Genomic DNA, 19,241 nt, shown 5'->3' on the forward strand with positions numbered 1-19,241 from the left:
CCAGGAGTACCCATGACTAAAACCGTAATCGCCACCGACAAAGCCCCTGCCGCCATCGGCCCCTATGTTCAGGCCACCCGTATCGGCAACATGGTCTACACTTCCGGCCAGATCCCGCTCGACCCGGTGACCATGGATATCGTCGAGGGCGGTATCGAAGCCCAGACCAAGCAGGTGATGGATAACCTGATGGCCGTGCTGGCCGAAGCCGGGGCCGATGCGTCCAGCGTGCTGAAGACCACCTGCTTCCTGTCCGACATGAACAACTTCCTGGCTTTCAACGAAGTCTACGCCAGCTACTTCGTGGCCGGTGCCCCGGCCCGCTCCTGCGTGGAAGTGGCCCGTCTTCCCAAGGATGTACTGGTCGAAGTCGAGGCTGTCGCCTACGTCGAATAAGTCTTGTCCGGGGCGGTCCGCGATCGCCCCGTCTTTCGGATGCACAGATGAACCTTACCCCTCTCCATTTTGCCCTGCTGGTCACCGGGCCCTGCTACGGTACCCAGTCCGCCGCCGACGCCTATCGTTTCGCCCGGGCCCTGCTGCGGCAGGGGCATGTTATCGACAGCATTTTCTTCTATCAGGACGGGGTGCATAACGGCAATCTGCTGGTGCAGCCGGCGGGGGATGAAGTCGACCTGCACCGGGCCTGGATCGAACTGGCCGAGGAGCAGGGGCTGGCGCTGGATCTCTGCGTGGCGGCGGCATTGCGGCGCGGGCTCAGTGACGAGACCTCTTCGCTCCAGGCCGGCTTGGCACAGTGGAATGTGGCGGCGCCTTTCCGCCTCAGCGGGCTGGGGGCGCTGGCTCAGGCTTCCTTAAGCGCCGACCGGGTGGTGCAATTTTGATGAACACTCTTGCTTTTGTGTTTCGTACCCCGCCTCACGGCTCGGCCTCTGGCCGGGAGGGGCTGGATGCGGTGCTGGCTACCTCGGCCCTGAGTGAAGACATCGCCGTGTTTTTTATCGGTGACGGCGTCTACCAGCTGCAGAACGGGCAGGATCCCGCTGTGGTACTGGGACGTCATTACGCGCCGACTTTCGGTCTGCTCGAACTTTATGATATCGAGGCGGTATACGTCTGTGCCGAGTCGCTGGCGGAACGCGGGTTGAGCGACGCGGCTCTAACCATCGAGGCGACGGTGTTGTCATTGCCCGAGTTGCAGCAGCGACTTGCCGATTACACTGTGCGCCTGAGCTTTTGAGGTGAGCATGCTGCATACGGTAAAGCATTCCCCTTTCAGCCACCGGGATTTAACCCAGGCCCTGTTCTATATGCAGGAGGGCGATCGGTTATTGCTATGGCAGGATGCGGTCATCGCCGCAGCGGTGCCGGCCTGGCGGGCTCCGTTACAGGCGTTGTCCGATAGCGGTTGCCTGTATGTGCTGCAGGAGGATCTGCAGGCAAGAGGGCTGAGCTCGGTGCTGGGCGAGTCGATCACCATGGATGAACTGGTGGGACTGGTGGCGGAGTGGGGTAGCCCCCAGGCCTGGTGAGGCCGCCGGCAGAAATCATCCGGCAAGAATTGTATAAATCTTGACTCACAATCGAGGCGGACATAGAATTTTGCGTCCCCACTTTCGGGGATAGATTTTTCACAACTGTAGAACGACATTTTCAGGAGCTGTTAATGGCAACAATTAACCAGCTGGTACGCAAGCCTCGCCAACAGAACGTAGCCAAAAGCAACGTTCCGGCGCTGGAAGCTTGCCCGCAAAAACGCGGTGTATGTACCCGCGTATACACCACCACCCCGAAGAAGCCGAACTCCGCACTGCGTAAGGTGTGCCGGGTCCGTCTGACCAATGGTTTCGAGGTCAACTCCTACATCGGTGGTGAAGGTCACAACCTGCAAGAGCACTCCGTGGTGCTGATCCGCGGTGGCCGTGTTAAAGATTTGCCTGGTGTGCGTTATCACACCGTGCGTGGCGCACTGGACACCTCTGGTGTTTCCGCCCGTCGCCAAGGCCGTTCCAAGTACGGCGCCAAGAAGCCCAAGGCTTAATGGTTCTCCGTTAAGTAAGGCCAAACATTTTATTTTTTAACCTGTGTTTTGGGTTATCCCTGAAGTTACGGAGAGTTTGCAATGCCAAGACGTCGCGTAATCGGCCAGCGTAAAATCCTGCCGGATCCCAAGTTCGGATCCGAACTGCTGGCAAAATTCGTAAACGTAGTAATGGTAGACGGTAAAAAATCTACCTCTGAAAAGATTGTTTACGGTGCTTTGGACATCGTTGCTGGCAAAACCAGCAAAGAGCATCTGGCTCTGTTCGAAGAGGCCCTGGACAATGTTCGTCCTACTGTTGAAGTTAAATCCCGCCGGGTGGGTGGTTCTACCTACCAGGTGCCGGTTGAAGTACGCCCCGTGCGTCGTAATGCCCTGGCCATGCGCTGGTTGGTAGACGCCGCCCGTAAGCGTGGTGAAAAATCTATGGCCCAGCGTCTGGCCGGCGAGTTGCTGGATGCCGCTGAAAACAAAGGCTCTGCGGTCAAGAAGCGTGAAGACGTGCACCGTATGGCTGAAGCAAACAAAGCGTTCGCACACTATCGCTGGTAATCGGGTGGGCGCGGTTAAGGCCGCGCCCCTTCGATTGCTGACTAAGGACAGCTGACCTTAGCAAGAGGATACTATTGTGGCTCGTACAACCCCAATTGAGCGCTATCGTAACATCGGTATCAGTGCTCACATCGACGCAGGTAAAACTACTACTACCGAGCGTGTTCTGTTCTATACCGGTGTCAGCCATAAGATCGGTGAAGTTCATGATGGCGCCGCCACCATGGACTGGATGGAGCAGGAGCAAGAGCGTGGTATTACCATTACCTCCGCTGCTACCACCTGTTTCTGGGACGGTATGGCGCACCAGTTTCCCCAGCATCGTATCAACATCATCGACACCCCTGGACACGTGGACTTCACCATCGAAGTTGAGCGTTCCATGCGGGTACTCGACGGTGCCGTCATGGTTTACTGTGCGGTGGGTGGTGTTCAGCCTCAGTCCGAAACCGTATGGCGCCAGGCCAACAAGTACAAGGTGCCGCGGATTGCGTTCGTCAACAAGATGGACCGTACCGGTGCCAATTTCCTGCGTGTTGTTGAACAGATCAAGAGCCGCCTGAAAGGGGTGGCCGTGCCTGTTCAGCTGCCGATCGGTTCTGAAGAAAACTTCAAAGGCGTTATTGACCTCATCAAGATGAAGGCCATTAACTGGAGTGAAGAAGACAACGGTACCACCTTTGTCTATGAAGACATTCCCGCCGAGTTGCAGGAGCTGGCCGAAGAGTGGCGCCAGAATCTGGTGGAAGCCGCTGCCGAAGCCAACGAAGAGCTGATGGACAAGTACCTGGAAGAGGGCGAGCTGACGGAAGAAGACATCAAGTCAGCCCTGCGCCAACGGGTACTGAACAACGACGTCATCCTGGTGACCTGTGGCTCAGCGTTCAAGAACAAGGGTGTACAGGCCATGCTGGACGTGGTGGTTGAATATCTGCCTTCACCGGTAGAAGTTCATGCCATCGCCGGCGTGAAAGAAGACGGCGAGACCCCGGATACCCGTCCGGCCGACGATGCTGCGCCTTTCTCCGCACTGGCGTTCAAGATCGCGACCGACCCCTTCGTGGGCAACCTGACCTTCTTCCGCGTGTACTCCGGTGTGATCAACTCCGGCGACTCCGTGCTGAACTCCGTCAAGGGCAAGCGCGAGCGTTTTGGTCGTATCGTACAGATGCATGCCAACAAGCGCGAAGAGATCAAGGAAGTGCGTGCCGGTGACATCGCCGCCGCCATCGGCCTGAAAGACGTGACCACCGGTGACACCCTGTGTGCCCAGGACGCGCCTATCATCCTCGAGCGGATGGAGTTTCCCGAGCCGGTTATCTCCGTTGCCGTGGAGCCGAGAACCAAGGCCGACCAGGAGAAAATGGGCATGGCCCTGGGTCGCCTGGCGCAGGAAGATCCTTCTTTCCGCGTATGGACCGACGAAGAATCCGGCCAGACCATCATCGCCGGTATGGGTGAGCTGCACCTGGACATCATCGTCGACCGCATGCGCCGCGAGTTCAAGGTGGAAGCCAACGTGGGCAAGCCCCAGGTAGCCTACCGTGAAACCATTCGTGGCTCCGTGGAGCAGGAAGGCAAGTTCGTGCGTCAGTCCGGTGGTCGTGGTCAGTTCGGTCACGTCTGGATCAAGATCGAGCCGCAAGAAGCCGGTACCGGCTACAAGTTCGAGAACGCCGTGGTCGGTGGTGTGATTCCGAAGGAATACATCCCCGCCGTCGACAAGGGCATTCAAGAGCAGATGAAGCAGGGTGTTCTGGCCGGTTATCCGATTGAAGACATCAAGATCACGCTGTACGACGGTTCTTACCACGATGTTGACTCTTCTGAAATGGCCTTTAAGATCGCCGGCTCCATGGCGTTCAAAGCCGGTTTCATGAAGTGTAACCCGGCGCTGCTTGAGCCGATGATGAAGGTTGAAGTAGAAACGCCGGAAGAGTACATGGGTGATGTGATCGGTGACGTTAACCGTCGTCGTGGTATCATCGAAGGCATGGAAGACGGTCCTACCGGCAAGATTATCAATGCCCTGGTACCGTTGTCCGAAATGTTCGGCTACGCCACCGATCTGCGTTCCCAGACTCAGGGGCGTGCTTCTTACTCCATGGAGTTTGCCAAGTACGCCGATGTGCCTGCGAACATGGCAGAAGCGGTTATCGCTTCTCGTAAAGGTTAATTAATTTTCGTTTTAACTCCCCACCCGTGTTGCGGGTGGGATCAAACTAGGAAGGACTAGGTCGTGTCTAAAGAAAAATTTGAACGTAAAAAACCGCACGTAAACGTCGGTACCATCGGCCACGTTGACCACGGTAAAACCACCCTGACCGCTGCCATCACCAACGTGCTGGCCAAGAAATTCGGCGGTTCTGCCCGCGCGTTCGATCAGATCGACAACGCTCCGGAAGAAAAAGCCCGCGGTATCACCATCGCCGCCTCTCACGTTGAGTACGACACCGAAATCCGTCACTACGCTCACGTTGACTGCCCTGGCCACGCCGACTATGTGAAAAACATGATCACCGGTGCCGCCCAGATGGATGGTGCCATCCTGGTTGTTGCCGCCACCGACGGCCCCATGCCGCAAACCCGTGAGCACATCCTGCTGGCCCGCCAGGTAGGCGTACCTTACATCGTTGTGTTCATGAACAAGTGCGACATGGTTGACGATGAAGAGCTGCTCGAGCTGGTCGAAATGGAAGTGCGCGAGCTGCTGTCCGAGTACGACTTCCCGGGCGACGACATTCCGGTTATTCAGGGTTCTGCCCTGAAAGGCCTGGAAGGCGATGCTCAGTGGGAAGAGAAAATCCTGGAACTGGCCAACGCTCTGGATACCTACATCCCCGAGCCCGAGCGTGCCATCGACGGTGCCTTCCTGATGCCGATCGAAGACGTGTTCTCCATCCAGGGTCGTGGTACCGTGGTCACCGGCCGTGTTGAGCGCGGTATCGTGAAAGTGGGTGAAGAAGTGGAAATCGTGGGTATCAAGACCACCACCAAGACCACTTGTACCGGCGTTGAAATGTTCCGCAAACTGCTGGACGAAGGCCGTGCCGGTGAGAACGTGGGCGTTCTGCTGCGTGGCACCAAGCGTGAAGACGTTGAGCGTGGTCAGGTGCTGGCCAAGCCCGGCTCCATCAAGCCGCACACCGACTTCGAATCCGAAGTATACGTGCTGTCCAAGGAAGAAGGCGGTCGTCACACCCCGTTCTTCAAAGGCTACCGTCCCCAGTTCTACTTCCGTACTACTGACGTGACCGGTACCATCGAACTGCCGGAAGGCGTTGAAATGGTTATGCCTGGCGACAACATCAAGATGGTAGTCAGCCTGATTGCTCCCATCGCGATGGAAGAAGGCCTGCGCTTCGCCATCCGTGAAGGCGGCCGCACCGTTGGTGCCGGCGTGGTAGCCAAGATCGTCAAGTAATTGATCTGATCCGCGCTAAAAAGGAGGCTTCGGCCTCCTTTTTGCGTTTTAGGGCTTGCATGAAAATAAATAATTAGAATATTCTAATTTAATGTTATCCCTCGACTTCGGCTATCTTTCAACGCCATTGACATTTTATAGCGAGGATCAATATGGACATCAGGCAGGTTAACCCCTCCTTCGCCGTTGCGGATCAGCTGACCGAGGCCGATCTGCCCCTGCTGAAGGCCCAGGGATTCGGAACCCTGATCTGCAACAGGCCCGACGGCGAAGTGGACGGGCAACCCGGGGCCGAAACGCTGGCGGCCAGGGCGCGGGAGCAGGGGTTCGACTGGCACTGGATTCCCATCAGCTCCGGCAACTTCACCCCGGAGGCCGTCATGGCCTTCGACCTGGCCATGGCTGCGACCGAGCAGCCGGTGTTGGCCTTCTGCCGCAGCGGTACCCGCTCCATCACCCTCTGGGCCCTGGCTCAGTCCACCCGGCAGACATCGGCAGAGCTGGTCGCCGCCGCCGCCCGGGCCGGTTACGACCTGTCACCTATGGCCCCCTTGTTCGACGCCCGCTTCAAGGGCTGAGTCGTGCCATTGCTCGACTGGTGCCGTCACTACGACAGGGCCACCCTGGCCCAGGATGTGGGGGCGGCGCTGATCGTGACCTTGATGCTGATCCCCCAGTCCCTGGCTTATGCCCTGTTGGCGGGGGTACCGCCGGAAGTGGGGCTCTATGCCAGCATACTGCCGCTGGTAGCCTATGGCCTGTTCGGCTCGAGCCGCACCCTCTCGGTCGGGCCGGTGGCGGTGCTGTCGCTGATGACGGCCTCTACCCTGGGGCAACTGCAACTCGAAGGAGTTCACTACCTGAATGGCGCCCTGGCACTGGCCTTGATGAGCGGCGGCTGGCTGTTGCTGTTCGGCCTGTTGCGGCTGGGCTTTGTCGCGCACTTTATCAGCCATCCGGTGATGTCGGGCTTTATCAGTGCCTCGGCCCTGCTGATCACCCTCAGCCAGCTCGGCCCTTTGCTGGGGGTGAGGCTGGAGGGCCATCAGCTGATGGCCCTGGCAACACTGCTCACGCAGCGGGATGCCCTCACCCTGGCCACCCTGGCGATTTCCGCCGTCAGCCTGCTCATGCTGCTCTGGGCTCGTTACCGGTTGCAGGCCATGCTGTTGCGCCTGGGGGTCGGCAAGGCGGTGTCCACTGCGCTGGTACGGCTGTCTCCGGCGCTGTTGGTGGTTGTCGCTATACTGCTGTCGCGGGCACTCGATCTGGAGACTCTGGGCGTTGCTCTGGTGGGGGAAGTACCGGCGGGGTTGCCCGCCTGGAGCTGGCCGCGGTGGTCTGCCTTGCCCTGGCGGGCGCTGCTACTGCCGTCGTTGCTGTTGGCTCTGGTGGGCTTTGTGGAGTCGGTCTCGGTGGGGCAGACGCTGGCGGCCAAGCGGCGCCAGCGCATCTCCGCCAACCAGGAACTGATCGGCTTGGGCGTCGCCAACATCGCCGCAGGCCTGTCCGGTGGCATGCCGGTTACCGGTGGCTTCGCTCGTTCCGTAGTCAACTTCGACGCCGGCGCCCAGACCCCGGCGGCCGGCATCTATACCGCCGTCGGCATCGGCCTGGCGGGGCTCTGGTTCGCGCCCTGGCTCAGTGCCTTGCCCAAGGCGGTACTGGCCGCCACCATAGTGGTCGCCGTGCTGGGGCTATTGGATTGGCGCCAGTTCCACCACACTTGGCGTTACTCCCGAACCGACTTTGTCGCCCTCGCCCTGACCTTCCTGGTCACCCTGGTGGTAAATGTGGAGCTGGGGCTGCTGGCCGGTATCGCCGCTTCCCTGTTGCTGCACCTCTACCACAGCTACAAGCCGCACTGGGCCGAGGTCGGCCTTATCGCCGGTACCGAGCATTTCCGCAACCGGCTGCGTCACCGGGTGGAGCTGGACAAGAGCCTGCTCTGCCTGCGGGTGGATGAAAGTCTGTATTTCGCCAACGCCGGTCAGTTGGAAGACATCGTCGCCACCCTGGTGAGTGTCAGACCCGAAGTGCGGCACCTGGTGCTGCAATGCAGCGCGATTAACCGCATCGATGCCTCGGCGTTGGATAGCCTGCTGATGATCAACGCTCGGCTGCAACTGGCCGGAATCGGCTTCCACTTGGCCGAGGTCAAGGGGCCTGTGATGGACCGACTGCAGCAGAGCAGCTTGCTCGACAGCCTGCACGGTCAAGTGTTCTTGACCATGTATCAGGCCTGGAACGGGCTGACGACCCAGCCTGAATATGTGATCTGAGCGGTTTTTTTTTGGCAAGGACGGCTTGCATTGATAACCACTATCATTTAGATTTGTTCTGTCGAGGCGGAGGATTTCTTTTATGTATGTGTGTCTGTGCAAAGGCATTACCGAGCGTCAGCTTAAGCAGGCCATTGCCGAAGGTAACAGCGAGTTCAAACAGCTGAAGCGTGAGCTGGGCGTGGGTTCCCAGTGTGGCAAGTGTATCCCGGTGGCCATGGCCATACTGGCCGAAGAGAACGCCAAGACCCCGCTCTACTACGAAGTCGCCTGATCCCGCGTTATCAATTTTATCCCCTGAACTGCCTGTAGAGGACTTTCCGCCGACAGGAGTCCGGTTCGATGAAAGGGGATCCCAAGATCATTTCCCACCTCAACAAGGTGCTGGGCAACGTACCGGTTGCCATCAATCAGCCTTTCTGATCTGGCAACAGTTTTCCGGACCACAAGCAAAAGTCCTGTGCGGGGCTTTTTATTGTTTAGGGCTGCTCATCGGTGCCGGCTTTGGATACTATGGAGCCAGACTTTAGCAAGGATGTAGATAGCGATGAAAAATACTCACAGAACCCTGCCTCCCCACAAGAATGTCGCCTTGGTCGCCCACGACCATATGAAAGAGCAACTGCTGGAATGGGTGGCCAGCCGGGCCGAAGAGCTGAAACTGCACCACCTCTATGCCACTGGCACCACAGGTACCATGCTCAGCCGCAAGGTCGGGCTACCGGTACGCTGCCTGATGTCCGGCCCCATGGGGGGGGATCAGCAGCTGGGTGCCATGATTGCGGAAGGCAAAATCGATGTGCTGATCTTTTTCTGGGACCCACTCAATGCGGTACCGCACGACCCGGACGTCAAGGCCCTGCTGCGCCTGGCCACGGTGTGGAATATTCCGGTGGCAACCAATATCGCCACCGCCGACATGTTGATGGACAGCGCCCAGATGAGCCGGGATTTCAGTATCCGCATCCCGGATTATGAAGGCTACCTGAAGGAGAGAACCGCCGGCTAACAAAACCGGCTGGCGACAAGGTCCCGGTGCGACCGGGGCCGCTCAGTTCCGGCCCAGCTGTTTATAGGCGTATTTGGGCCTGGTATTGAGAATCATGTTTTTCTGCTCTTCGGTCATATTGGCCGGATTCAGTCCCAGCACCTTGAAGGTCAGCAACGGACGGGCTTCGATGGTGATCATCAAGGGTTTGATGGCGTTGAGCCCGGGCTCGTTGGGCTCGCCATAGGCGTAGGTCAGAATACCTTGCTCCAACAGATTTTTGACGGCAGGCTCGGTTACCGGCAATTTTATGACGCTCTTGCGTTGGATCACGAACTCCCGCAGTACCGCCTTTTCACCGGCATCCAGATAGTCCAGTAGTTCCTTCAGCAGCTTCTGCCGCACCAGCCGTTGCTTGCGGTAAAATACATGCTGAAACAGCATGATGGCGGCATGAGATAGAAAATAGGAAGCGGACGCGACCATGCCCAGTATGAACAGCATCTGAAAATCGGCCAGCCAGAGACCGAAGGCGCCGGTAAAAAGGCTGTCCGGCAGCAAGGTAACCAGGGTGCAGCTCAGCAGCAACCAGCAAATAAACCAGTTAACCGGCGAAACCTGTCGTAAGTCCAGCATACCTCTCTTCCCCATCCCAGATGCCCGTTCGAACTGCCATAGAATACAGCAAAGACCATGCCATGGCTGGCTTTCCCGATGGTAAGGCCCCTTGTTCCAGATGTGATTATTGTATCCGGGACGTAAGCAAAAAATTACCTTCAGATAAAATGTATACAAATAATCTTAACATTGTGCCTTTTTTGTGTTTTATTGGTACTCAATTTATCGCCATTGTTACGGCAGACAGGGAGTCCAGGTAATGAGTACAGTTACACTTGAACAGGCACTGACGATCACGCGCGGCGCCTTGCAACATGCGCTGGAGGTGGCCGCGGCACCGCTTACCGTTGCGGTGCTGGATAATGCCGGTCGGCTGGTATCGCTGCAGCGTCAGGATGGTTCCAGCCTGCTGCGGCCGGATATCGCCATCGGCAAGGCCTGGGGGGCCATCGCCCTGGGACGCAGTTCGCGCGGCCTGGCGGACATGGCCGCAGCCCGGCCGGCTTTTATGTCGGCGGTCAACGTACTGGCTCAGGGCAATATAGTGCCGGTACCGGGAGGGGTGCTGATCCGTGATGACCAGCAACGGCTGCTGGGTGCCGTGGGCATTACCGGTGATCAGTCGGATGTGGATGAAGCCTGTGCGGTCGCAGGTATCAAATTGGCCGAGCTGGTTGCAGATTGCAGCTAGCCTGGCGGACAGGGCAGTAAACTTGTTGTTTTGGTCGAGGGGTAACCTTGGTTACTCATTTTTCTGCGCCCACCGATGTGGGCGCTTTTTTTTACTCTTTTTTACTGGATTCCGGTATGGTTAGCAAAAATAAATTCTCATTTTGTGGCCTGGAGCCTGAACATCAGTATGTCCCGGATAAGAGTAAAGAACGAAGAAATAATCATCCGTGCCGCCAGCCGGATTTTTGCAGAAAACGGCTATGCCGCCACTAAAACCGCCGATATTGCCGAGTTGGCCGAGTTACCCAAGCCCAATATTTATTACTACTTCGGCAGCAAGGAAAAACTGTACCGGGCGGTACTGGAAAGCGTGACCGAACCCTTGCTGGCGGCCTCTGCCCCTTTTATCGAATATCGGGATCCGGTAACGGCACTCACCGCCTATATCAAGGCCAAGTTGCTGATCTCCAGAGATTATCCTTATGCATCCAAGGTGTTTGCCAATGAAATCATGCACGGCGCACCCCACCTGCCGGAAGATATCATCGCCCGCCTGAGCGAGCAGACCCGCACCCTGAGCGCCAAGCTGGCGGACTGGATGGAACAGGGCCTGATGGTTTCCGTCGATACCCGTCATCTGCTGTTTGCCATATGGGCTTCAACCCAGACCTACGCCGACTTCAACTGGCAGATCACCATGGCGCTGGGCAAAGAAGAACTGGATGACGACGACTTCGAGCAGGCCGCCGAGGTGATCACCCGGCTGGTGATCGATGGTTGCCGGGTGAAGTCACTGAATGGGGGTTAGCGTGGCGCCGGGTCGTTTTTGGCCGTCTCCCCGAGGCTAGCATCCGGCATCAGCACCCCCAGTATCAGGCAACACAGGGCATAGCCCGACATGGATACAAATACCGGCATGATCCAGTCGGCGCTGCTCTGGTATTGCCAGCCGAGCAGGACCACCCCCAGAGTTCCTCCCAGGGAGCGGATAAAGTTCATCAGTGCCAGCCCCGAGCCCAACTGCCTGGGCGGTAGGGCATTCTGTACCGCGATGGAGCAGGCGACGATCAAAAATCCGATACCGACCCCGGCCGCGATCAGGGCCGGATAAAGCCAGAGTCCCGGTTTATCCTGGTGGAACACCCACCACAGGCCGACGCATCCCATGCCCAGAGCCAACCCGCCCAGCCAGGGAAACGGTTGGCAAAATCCTTGGCGGGCGATGCGCTTGCCGCTGACAAAGGTGCCGAGGGTCACGCTCAGGATAAACCACAGCAGCACCAGGCTGGTTTGGGAGGGGGTCAGTCCCAGCTGTCGTTCCAGCCCGAGGGGCACATAGACCAGCAGCGCCAGGCGTATGGCCTCCGACAGGGCCAGCAGCAAGACGGCGGTACGAAATAACTTTTCCTGCAGAAAGCGCAGTGGCAGCACCGGGTCGGGATGGCGCCACTGTTGCCACAGCAAACCCAGGCTCAGCAGCGTTGCCAGCCCCAGCAACAGTGATTGGTCAATGGCCAGCCCCGGGGCAATCAGGCCGATATTGGTCGACAGTCCCCAACCGAGACCGGTGAGCAGCAGCAACAGGATACCGACGGCATCTTGCCGGCTTCGGGCCCCCTTATGACCCAGGTCTTTCAGTGCCCAGTGGTTGAGCCAGAACGCCAGCAGGCCCAGGGGCACCTTGAACACGAACAACCAGCGCCAGTCGAACAGGCCGATGATAAAGGCGCCCAGCAAGGGGCCGGCCACGCTGGAGATGGCGAAGATGGCGGAAATATAGCCCTGGTAACGGCCTACCTGGCGGGGCGGTATCACATCGGCGATCACCGCGAAGGAGAGGGCGATCAGGCCGCCGCCGCCGGCTCCGGTCAGCAGCCGGGTGGCCAGCAGGGCGGGCAGGGTATCGACCAGGCTGCTGGCGAGCGAGCCCAGGGTAAAGAGCAAAATGGCGATGGCCTGGCAGGGACGGCGGCCGAAGCGGTCGCTCAGCCGGCCGTAGATGGGCATGCTGAGGGTCATGGCAAAGAGGTAGCTGCTCACCAGCAGCGGGGCCAGCTCCGGTGCCGCGAAAGCCCGCCCCAGGGTGGAGAGCGCAGGCATCAGCAGGGTGATTTCCAGTGCTCCCAGCATGATGGCCAGGGCCACCCCCATAAACACCCGCTGTACCTGACGTCGTTCGGTTGGCGCCGTTGCTTGAATCATGTTCTGTTCCGCTCCCGCTACACTTAACACAAAAGGCCAAAAAAATTGCTGTCGCTAACGTATACAACTATTTAATTAATTGCTTGTCCCGGCAACCACTTAACACCCAGTGGCAACAAAAGTGGCAACAAGATGGTTACCTGGCTGTGAAATATTTGTTGACTCATGGGTCAGTTTTTTATTTTAATTACACTTAAAGATACTACCATTCTGTTGGTCGGCAATGTGTGCAGTGTATTCGCTGAAGGAGGCAAGCCTTGATTAAGTTCCTACTTAACCAGGAGTTGCGGGAGGAGAAGGACCTTTCGCCAAATATGACGGTGTTGAATTATCTGCGTACCCGCGCAGCTAAGACCGGCACCAAGGAAGGATGTGCGTCCGGAGACTGCGGTGCCTGTACCGTGGTACTGGGGGAGCCCGAGGGCGATCATATCCGTTATCGTTCGGTCAACTCCTGCCTGACCTTTGTGTCGGCACTGCACGGCAAGCAGCTGATTACGGTGGAGGACCTCAAGTCGAAGGACGGCCGTCTGCACCCGGTGCAGCAGAGCATGGTGGACTTTCATGGTTCCCAGTGCGGCTTCTGCACCCCGGGCTTCATCATGTCGATGTTTGCCCTGAGCAAGAACAAGCCTTCGGCCGACAAGCACGACATCCTCGAGGCCCTGGCCGGCAACCTGTGCCGCTGCACCGGTTACCGCCCCATCGTCGATGCCGCCAAGGCCATCGCCGAGCAGCCGCAGCTGGCCGACGACTTTTCCCGCTACGAGGCCGAGGTGCTGGCCAGGCTGGCGCAGATCGAGACCGATACCCTGGTCACCCTGGAAGGGGACGACAAGGTGTGCTTCTCGCCCACCTCCAGCGCCGAGCTGGCGACCTTGCTGGAACAGCATCCGGATGCCCGGCTGCTGGCCGGTGGCACCGATCTGGCGCTGGAAGTGACTCAGTTCAATCGCGAATTGCCCAAGATGATTTACGTGGGCAACGTGGCCGACATGAAGCAGCTGGACGAAACCGACGAGCAACTGGTGATCGGCGCCGCCCGCTCCTTGAGTGACAGCTATGAGGCCCTGAGCCGCAGTTATCCCGACTTCGGCGAACTGCTGCATCGCTTCGCTTCCCTGCAGATCCGCAACCAGGGCACCCTGGGCGGCAATATCGGTAATGCCTCGCCCATCGGCGACGCGCCGCCGGTGCTGATCGCGCTCGATGCCCGCCTGGTGCTGCGCAAGGGCGAACGGGTACGCGAACTGCCCATCGCGGACTATTTCCTGAGCTACAAGGTAACCGCCCAGGAGGAAGGAGAGTTCATCGAGAAGGTGATAGTGCCCAAACCCGCGGCCAACCAGCACTTCAGGGTGTACAAGCTGTCCAAACGGATAGACGACGATATTTCCGCGGTGTGCGGCGCCTTCAACCTGACCATAGCGAACGGCAAGGTGATGGAAGCCCGCATCGGCTTCGGCGGCATGGCGGCCACCCCCAAACGGGCTGCGGCCTGCGAGCAGGCGCTGGTGGGCCAGGACTGGAACCACGCCACCGTCAAGGCGGCGATGAAGGCCCTGGAAGGCGACTTCCAGCCGCTGTCCGATTTCCGCGCCAGCAAGGAATACCGCAGCAAGACCGCGGCCAACCTGCTCTACAAGTTCTTTATCGAGCAACAGGATCTGAAACTGGAAACCAGGGTGACGTCTTATGTCTAACAAACCGCTGAACACGCTCACCATCGACGAAATGATGGAAAGGATCAAACAGGAGCTGCAAACCGGCGTGGGCAAGAGCGTGCCCCACGACAGCGCCGCCATGCAGGTGGCCGGCGAGGCCCAGTACATCGACGATCGGCTGGAGTTCCCCAATCAGTTGCACGTGTATGCCCGGCTGTCCGACAAGGCCCATGCCCGCATCACCAAACTGGATGTGAGCCCCTGCTACCAGTTTCCCGGCGTGGCTATCGCCATCACCGCCCAGGACGTGCCCGGCGAGCTGGACATAGGCCCGGTGCTGGCCGGCGATCCCCTGCTGGCCGACGGCAAGGTGGAATACTACGGCCAGCCGGTGCTGGCGGTGGCCGCCAACGATCTCGACACCGCCCGCAAGGCGGCCATGGCCGCCATAGTGGAATATGAAGAGCTGCCGGCGGTACTGTCGGTGGAAGAGGCGCTGGCAAAAGAGCTGTTCGTGACCGAGAGCCACAAGCAGCAGCGCGGCGACTCCGCCGCCGGACTCAAGCAGGCCAAACATGTGATCGAGGGCAGCCTGCATATCGGTGGCCAGGAACACTTCTACCTGGAAACCCAAATCAGCTCGGTGGTGCCCACCGAAGACGGCGGCATGCTGGTGTTCACCTCCAGCCAGAACCCGACCGAGGTGCAGAAGCTGGTGGCCAGCGTGCTCGGCGTCGCCATGCACAAGGTCGTGATCGACATGCGTCGCATGGGCGGCGGCTTCGGCGGCAAGGAAACCCAGGCCGCGGGCCCCGCCTGCATGGCGGCGGTGGTGGCCCGGTTGACCGGGCGCCCGGCCAAGATGCGGCTGCCGCGGGTGGAAGACATGATGATGACCGGCAAGCGGCATCCCTTCTTCAACCAGTACAAAATCGGTTTCGACGACAGTGGCCGAATCCAGGCGGCGGAGATCGTGGTGGCCGGCAACTGCGGTTATTCACCGGATCTGTCCTCCTCCATCGTGGACAGGGCCATGTTCCACTCGGACAACGCCTACTACCTGGGTGACGCCACCGTTATCGGTCATCGCTGCAAGACCAACACCGCTTCCAATACCGCCTACCGCGGTTTCGGTGGCCCCCAGGGCATGATGACCATAGAGCACGTGATGGACGAGATTGCCTCCAAGCTTGGCAAGGATCCGCTGGAGATCCGAAAGGTCAACTTCTACGGCAAGGATGATCGCAACGTCACCCACTACCACCAGCCGGTGGAGCACAACATCATCAACGAGATGGTGGCGGAGCTGGAGCAGTCGTCCGAATACGCCAGCCGGCGCGAGGAGATCAAGGCGTTCAACGCCAGGAGCCCCATCCTCAAGAAGGGCATCGCCATCACCCCGGTGAAGTTCGGTATTTCCTTTACCGCCACCTTCCTCAACCAGGCCGGTGCCTTGGTGCATATCTACACCGACGGCAGCATCCACCTCAACCACGGTGGCACCGAGATGGGGCAGGGCCTTAACATCAAGGTGGCCCAGATAGTCGCGGAAGAGTTCCAGGTGGACATAGATCGTATCCAGATCACCGCCACCAACACCGACAAGGTGCCCAACACCTCGCCCACGGCGGCGTCCAGCGGTACCGACCTGAACGGCAAGGCGGCCCAGAATGCGGCCCAGATCATCAAGCAGCGGCTGGTCGACTGGGCGGCGGGCCACTTCAAGGTCAGCCGGGAAGAGGTGGTGTTCAAGAACAATTTCGTGCAGATCCGCCACAATATCCTGTCGTTCCAGGAGTTCGTGCAGCTGGCCTATTTCAACCAGGTGTCGCTTTCCAGCACCGGTTTCTACAAGACGCCGAAGATTTACTACGATCACGCCACCGGCTCCGGCCGTCCCTTCTACTACTTCGCCTACGGCGCCGCCTGTGCCGAAGTGGTGGTAGACACCCTGACCGGCGAGTACAAGATACTGCGTGCCGACATACTGCACGACGTGGGTGACTCCCTCAACCCGGCCATCGACATCGGCCAGGTGGAAGGCGCCTTTATCCAGGGCGTGGGCTGGCTGACCACCGAGGAGCTGGTGTGGAACGACCAGGGCCGGCTGATGACCAACGGTCCGGCGGGCTACAAGATCCCGGCGGTGGCGGACATGCCCATCGACTTCCGGGTCAAGCTGGTGGAAAACCGCAAGAACCCGGAAGACACCGTGTTCCACTCCAAGGCCGTGGGCGAGCCGCCCTTTATGCTCGGCATGTCGGTGTGGTGTGCGCTGAAAGACGCCGTGGCCAGCGTATCCGGCTACCGCCGCTACCCGCACATCGACGCGCCGGCCACCCCGGAGCGGGTGCTGTGGGGCGTGGAGCAGATGCAGGCGCTGGTGGAGCAGGACGAGATTGCCACCCAGGCCGAGGATGTGTTGATCAAGTAAGGGTAGGGGCGGCCATCGGTATGGCCGACACGTCAGGAGCCCCGGTGTTTGAGACGGAACCATCGTCTTCGAGGAGTAAGCTATGTTCAAGGATAACTGGATTCAGGTGCTGGCCGAGCTGGAACAGAAGGGGGAACCCTGCGTGCTGGTGACGGTGGTGGAGCACAAGGGCTCGACCCCGCGGGACAGCGGCACCAAGATGCTGGTGACCGAACAGGGCTGCTATGCCACCATAGGTGGCGGCCACCTCGAATACAAGGCGCTGGAGCTGGCCCGGGACATGCTGGCCCGGGGCGAGCAGCAGATGAAGGTGGAACGTTTCAACCTGGGCGCCAGCCTGGGCCAGTGCTGCGGCGGCATGGCCACCATCATGCTGGAGCCGGTGGTGCAGCCGCGCCATCACCTGGTGCTGTTCGGTGCCGGCCATGTGGCCAAGGCGCTGGTCTCGATACTGGTGACCCTGCCGTTTCGCATCACCTGGATTGACGAGCGGGAAAGCGAGTTTCCCGCCGAGCTGCCCGCCGGCGTCACCCGGGTGGTGAGCGAGGATCCGGTGGACGAGGTCGACGACCAGCCTGCCGGCAGCTTCTATCTGGTGATGACCCACAACCACCAGCTCGATCTGGAGTTGTGCGCCCGTATTCTCAAACGCAACGACGCCCGCTACTTCGGGGTGATCGGCTCGCGCACCAAGCGCAAGCGCTTCGATTACCGGCTGCGGGAACGGGGCTTCGATGAGGCGGCCCTGGCCCGGATGATCTGCCCCATCGGCCTGGCCGACGTGGCCGGCAAGCATCCGGCGGAAATCGCGGTGTCGGTGGCGGGTCAGCTGATTGCTGCCTATCAGGCGCCGGCGGTGGCCGCGGAGGCCGGTCGTGAATCATCGGCGGATGTCGTCGTCGAACAACGAATTTAAGCATTCATTTGAAGGAGAAGCACGACCATGACGCATGCTATCGCGTATCGTGCCGCTATTTTGCACAGCCTGGCCGATCCGGCCAAGGTCGGCCTCGATGCCAGTTATGCCTATTATGAAGACGGCGTGCTGGTGGTGGCCGACGGCCACGTACGGGACATAGGTCCGGCCGAGGCGGTGCTGGCGCGCCAGCCAGCGGGTCTTGAGGTGATCCGTTTCGAGAACAAGCTGATCACTTCGGGCTTTATCGATACCCATATTCATTTCCCCCAGACCGAGATGATCGCCTCCTATGGCGAACAGCTGCTCGACTGGCTCAACAACTATACCTTCCCGGAAGAACGCAAGTTCGTCGACACCGCCCACGCGGCCCGGGTGGCGACCCTGTTCCTGGACGAGCTGCTGCGCAACGGCACCACCACCGCCATGGTGTTCGGCACGGTGCACAAGGCCTCGGTCGACGCCTTCTTTACCGAATCCGACAAGCGCAATATGCGCATGATCGCCGGCAAGGTGATGATGGACCGGCACGCTCCCGACTACCTGCTCGATACGCCGGAATCCGGTTATGCGGACAGCAAGGCGCTGATCGAGCGCTGGCATAACAAGGGCCGTCAGCTCTACGCGGTGACGCCCCGCTTCGCGCCCACCAGCACCGCCGAGCAGCTGAGCGCGGCCGGCCGCCTGCTGGCGGAATACGACGACGTCTATATGCAGACTCACCTGTCCGAAAACAAGCAGGAGATCGAGTGGGTCAAGTCCCTGTTCCCGGAGCGGAAAGGCTATCTGGACGTGTACGATCATTTCGGCCTGCTGGGGGAGCGTTCGGTGTTTGCCCATGCGGTGCACCTGGAGCAGGAAGAATGCGAACGCATGGGCGAGTCCGATTCGGTCATTTCCTTTTGCCCCACTTCAAACCTGTTCTTGGGATCGGGGTTGTTCGACCTGCCGCGGATGGAAGAACACCAGGTCCGGGTCGGCCTGGGTACCGATGTCGGTGGCGGTACCAGTTTTTCCATGCTGCAGACCATTGCCGAAGCCTACAAGATCCAGCAGTTGCAGCAGCACAAGCTGCATCCGTTGAAAGCGCTCTACCTCGCCACCCTGGGCGGCGCCCGGTCGCTGCGGCTGGAAGACAAGGTAGGCAACCTGGCGGTGGGTAAGGAGGCGGACTTCCTGGTGCTGGATCTGCACGCCACCCCGCTGATGCAGGCGCGGATGAACAATGCACACAATCTGTTCGAGCAATTATTCGTATTGATGATGCTCGGAGATGACAGGGCCATCGCACAAACGTATATTTACGGCGAGTGTCGCTATCGGCGAGATCACTAGCCGGCGACGACCTGCATAGCGGAATATCCGATAAACGCCCGTCAAGGGCGTTTTTTGTGTTCAGTCACAGACTTTGATATTCCGGCTGTCGTAACGGCAAAAACCCAGTAAGATTGTATACGAGATCAATAACAATTTATTAACCGGCAAGG

Annotated in this window: 20 protein-coding genes and 1 pseudogene; 19 read left to right on the forward strand and 2 right to left on the reverse strand. The window is 59.3% G+C overall.

Annotation, left to right across the window (positions count from 1 at the left end; genetic code table 11):
- Positions 1 to 12 precede the first annotated feature (12 nt).
- From JKV55_RS19280 to JKV55_RS19335, 13 genes and pseudogenes are all read left to right on the forward strand, one after another.
- Complete coding sequence (locus JKV55_RS19280; protein WP_202088759.1) at positions 13 to 396, forward strand: RidA family protein; 384 nt, start codon at positions 13 to 15, stop codon at positions 394 to 396.
- 47 nt (positions 397 to 443) lie between these two features.
- The gene (tusD, locus tag JKV55_RS19285) at positions 444 to 845 is read left to right on the forward strand and encodes a sulfurtransferase complex subunit TusD (RefSeq protein WP_202088761.1); all 402 of its coding nucleotides are present in this window, start codon (positions 444 to 446) and stop codon (positions 843 to 845) included.
- Entirely contained in the window at positions 845 to 1,201 is a 357-nt protein-coding gene (gene tusC, locus JKV55_RS19290) for a sulfurtransferase complex subunit TusC (protein WP_202088763.1), read from the forward strand. Before tusD ends, tusC begins: the two co-directional genes overlap by 1 nt.
- A gap of 7 nt (positions 1,202 to 1,208) precedes the next feature.
- Entirely contained in the window at positions 1,209 to 1,493 is a 285-nt protein-coding gene (gene tusB, locus JKV55_RS19295; protein WP_202088765.1) for a sulfurtransferase complex subunit TusB, read from the forward strand.
- Between the two features lie 134 nt (positions 1,494 to 1,627).
- Positions 1,628 to 2,002 (forward strand): 30S ribosomal protein S12, encoded by a 375-nt coding sequence (gene rpsL / locus JKV55_RS19300; RefSeq protein ID WP_202088767.1) that lies wholly within the window; start codon positions 1,628 to 1,630, stop codon positions 2,000 to 2,002.
- An 81-nt stretch (positions 2,003 to 2,083) separates the two neighbouring features.
- Positions 2,084 to 2,554, forward strand: a complete 471-nt coding sequence (gene rpsG / locus JKV55_RS19305; protein WP_106731075.1) for a 30S ribosomal protein S7 — start codon at positions 2,084 to 2,086, stop codon at positions 2,552 to 2,554.
- Positions 2,555 to 2,630: 76 nt separating this feature from the next.
- Positions 2,631 to 4,730: an elongation factor G gene (gene fusA, locus JKV55_RS19310; protein ID WP_202088769.1), complete on the forward strand. Its 2,100-nt coding sequence runs from the start codon at positions 2,631 to 2,633 to the stop codon at positions 4,728 to 4,730.
- A gap of 63 nt (positions 4,731 to 4,793) precedes the next feature.
- A complete protein-coding gene (gene tuf / locus JKV55_RS19315) occupies positions 4,794 to 5,978 on the forward strand; it encodes an elongation factor Tu (RefSeq protein ID WP_202088771.1) in 1,185 nt (394 codons plus the stop codon).
- 152 nt (positions 5,979 to 6,130) lie between these two features.
- Positions 6,131 to 6,556, forward strand: a complete 426-nt coding sequence (locus JKV55_RS19320) for a protein tyrosine phosphatase family protein (RefSeq protein ID WP_202088773.1) — start codon at positions 6,131 to 6,133, stop codon at positions 6,554 to 6,556.
- 3 nt (positions 6,557 to 6,559) lie between these two features.
- Positions 6,560 to 8,260 carry a SulP family inorganic anion transporter gene (locus tag JKV55_RS19325; protein ID WP_202088775.1) on the forward strand — a complete coding sequence of 567 codons (1,701 nt, stop codon included), beginning with the start codon at positions 6,560 to 6,562 and terminating at the stop codon, positions 8,258 to 8,260.
- An 82-nt stretch (positions 8,261 to 8,342) separates the two neighbouring features.
- The gene (locus JKV55_RS19330; protein ID WP_202088777.1) at positions 8,343 to 8,534 is read left to right on the forward strand and encodes a bacterioferritin-associated ferredoxin; all 192 of its coding nucleotides are present in this window, start codon (positions 8,343 to 8,345) and stop codon (positions 8,532 to 8,534) included.
- Positions 8,535 to 8,602: 68 nt separating this feature from the next.
- Positions 8,603 to 8,680: pseudogene (locus JKV55_RS20045) on the forward strand (bacterioferritin); the annotation flags it as partial.
- Between the two features lie 127 nt (positions 8,681 to 8,807).
- A complete protein-coding gene (locus tag JKV55_RS19335) occupies positions 8,808 to 9,269 on the forward strand; it encodes a methylglyoxal synthase (protein ID WP_202088779.1) in 462 nt (153 codons plus the stop codon).
- A gap of 42 nt (positions 9,270 to 9,311) precedes the next feature.
- Here JKV55_RS19335 and JKV55_RS19340 read toward each other — a convergent pair whose 3' ends face one another.
- Positions 9,312 to 9,884: a superinfection exclusion B family protein gene (locus tag JKV55_RS19340; RefSeq protein WP_202088780.1), complete on the reverse strand. Its 573-nt coding sequence runs from the start codon at positions 9,882 to 9,884 to the stop codon at positions 9,312 to 9,314.
- A gap of 241 nt (positions 9,885 to 10,125) precedes the next feature.
- On the opposite strand from JKV55_RS19340, the gene JKV55_RS19345 reads away from it, so the two are divergent.
- Positions 10,126 to 10,557, forward strand: coding sequence for a GlcG/HbpS family heme-binding protein (locus JKV55_RS19345; protein ID WP_202088781.1), 432 nt, complete (start codon positions 10,126 to 10,128; stop codon positions 10,555 to 10,557).
- Positions 10,558 to 10,725: 168 nt separating this feature from the next.
- Entirely contained in the window at positions 10,726 to 11,346 is a 621-nt protein-coding gene (locus JKV55_RS19350; RefSeq protein WP_202088782.1) for a TetR/AcrR family transcriptional regulator, read from the forward strand.
- Here the strand turns inward: JKV55_RS19350 and JKV55_RS19355 are convergent.
- Positions 11,343 to 12,740, reverse strand: coding sequence for an MFS transporter (locus tag JKV55_RS19355; RefSeq protein ID WP_202088783.1), 1,398 nt, complete (start codon positions 12,738 to 12,740; stop codon positions 11,343 to 11,345). The genes JKV55_RS19350 and JKV55_RS19355 overlap by 4 nt on opposite strands.
- 257 nt (positions 12,741 to 12,997) lie before the next feature.
- On the opposite strand from JKV55_RS19355, the gene xdhA reads away from it, so the two are divergent.
- From xdhA to guaD, 4 genes are all read left to right on the forward strand, one after another.
- Positions 12,998 to 14,443, forward strand: coding sequence for a xanthine dehydrogenase small subunit (gene xdhA, locus JKV55_RS19360; protein ID WP_202088784.1), 1,446 nt, complete (start codon positions 12,998 to 13,000; stop codon positions 14,441 to 14,443).
- A complete protein-coding gene (gene xdhB / locus JKV55_RS19365; RefSeq protein WP_202088786.1) occupies positions 14,436 to 16,838 on the forward strand; it encodes a xanthine dehydrogenase molybdopterin binding subunit in 2,403 nt (800 codons plus the stop codon). The genes xdhA and xdhB overlap by 8 nt, the downstream gene beginning before the upstream one ends.
- Before the next feature lie 82 nt (positions 16,839 to 16,920).
- Positions 16,921 to 17,754: a xanthine dehydrogenase accessory protein XdhC gene (gene xdhC, locus JKV55_RS19370; protein WP_202088787.1), complete on the forward strand. Its 834-nt coding sequence runs from the start codon at positions 16,921 to 16,923 to the stop codon at positions 17,752 to 17,754.
- A gap of 27 nt (positions 17,755 to 17,781) precedes the next feature.
- The gene (gene guaD / locus JKV55_RS19375) at positions 17,782 to 19,089 is read left to right on the forward strand and encodes a guanine deaminase (protein ID WP_202088789.1); all 1,308 of its coding nucleotides are present in this window, start codon (positions 17,782 to 17,784) and stop codon (positions 19,087 to 19,089) included.
- Positions 19,090 to 19,241: the final 152 nt, after the last annotated feature.

Origin of the sequence: Zobellella iuensis (assembly GCF_016746085.1) — a bacterium.
Lineage (GTDB): Bacteria > Pseudomonadota > Gammaproteobacteria > Enterobacterales > Aeromonadaceae > Oceanimonas > Oceanimonas iuensis.

Bases quoted from the DNA above. Each gene is read 5' to 3' on its own strand.
- JKV55_RS19280 (WP_202088759.1), top strand. From the start codon at position 13: ATGACTAAAACCGTAATCGCCACCGACAAAGCCCCTGCCGCCATCGGC.
- tusD (WP_202088761.1), top strand. From the start codon at position 444: ATGAACCTTACCCCTCTCCATTTTGCCCTGCTGGTCACCGGGCCCTGC.
- tusC (WP_202088763.1), top strand. From the start codon at position 845: ATGAACACTCTTGCTTTTGTGTTTCGTACCCCGCCTCACGGCTCGGCC.
- tusB (WP_202088765.1), top strand. From the start codon at position 1,209: ATGCTGCATACGGTAAAGCATTCCCCTTTCAGCCACCGGGATTTAACC.
- rpsL (WP_202088767.1), top strand. From the start codon at position 1,628: ATGGCAACAATTAACCAGCTGGTACGCAAGCCTCGCCAACAGAACGTA.
- rpsG (WP_106731075.1), top strand. From the start codon at position 2,084: ATGCCAAGACGTCGCGTAATCGGCCAGCGTAAAATCCTGCCGGATCCC.
- JKV55_RS19320 (WP_202088773.1), top strand. From the start codon at position 6,131: ATGGACATCAGGCAGGTTAACCCCTCCTTCGCCGTTGCGGATCAGCTG.
- JKV55_RS19330 (WP_202088777.1), top strand. From the start codon at position 8,343: ATGTATGTGTGTCTGTGCAAAGGCATTACCGAGCGTCAGCTTAAGCAG.
- JKV55_RS19335 (WP_202088779.1), top strand. From the start codon at position 8,808: ATGAAAAATACTCACAGAACCCTGCCTCCCCACAAGAATGTCGCCTTG.
- JKV55_RS19340 (WP_202088780.1), bottom strand. From the start codon at position 9,884: ATGCTGGACTTACGACAGGTTTCGCCGGTTAACTGGTTTATTTGCTGG.
- JKV55_RS19345 (WP_202088781.1), top strand. From the start codon at position 10,126: ATGAGTACAGTTACACTTGAACAGGCACTGACGATCACGCGCGGCGCC.
- JKV55_RS19350 (WP_202088782.1), top strand. From the start codon at position 10,726: ATGTCCCGGATAAGAGTAAAGAACGAAGAAATAATCATCCGTGCCGCC.
- JKV55_RS19355 (WP_202088783.1), bottom strand. From the start codon at position 12,740: ATGATTCAAGCAACGGCGCCAACCGAACGACGTCAGGTACAGCGGGTG.
- xdhB (WP_202088786.1), top strand. From the start codon at position 14,436: ATGTCTAACAAACCGCTGAACACGCTCACCATCGACGAAATGATGGAA.
- xdhC (WP_202088787.1), top strand. From the start codon at position 16,921: ATGTTCAAGGATAACTGGATTCAGGTGCTGGCCGAGCTGGAACAGAAG.
- guaD (WP_202088789.1), top strand. From the start codon at position 17,782: ATGACGCATGCTATCGCGTATCGTGCCGCTATTTTGCACAGCCTGGCC.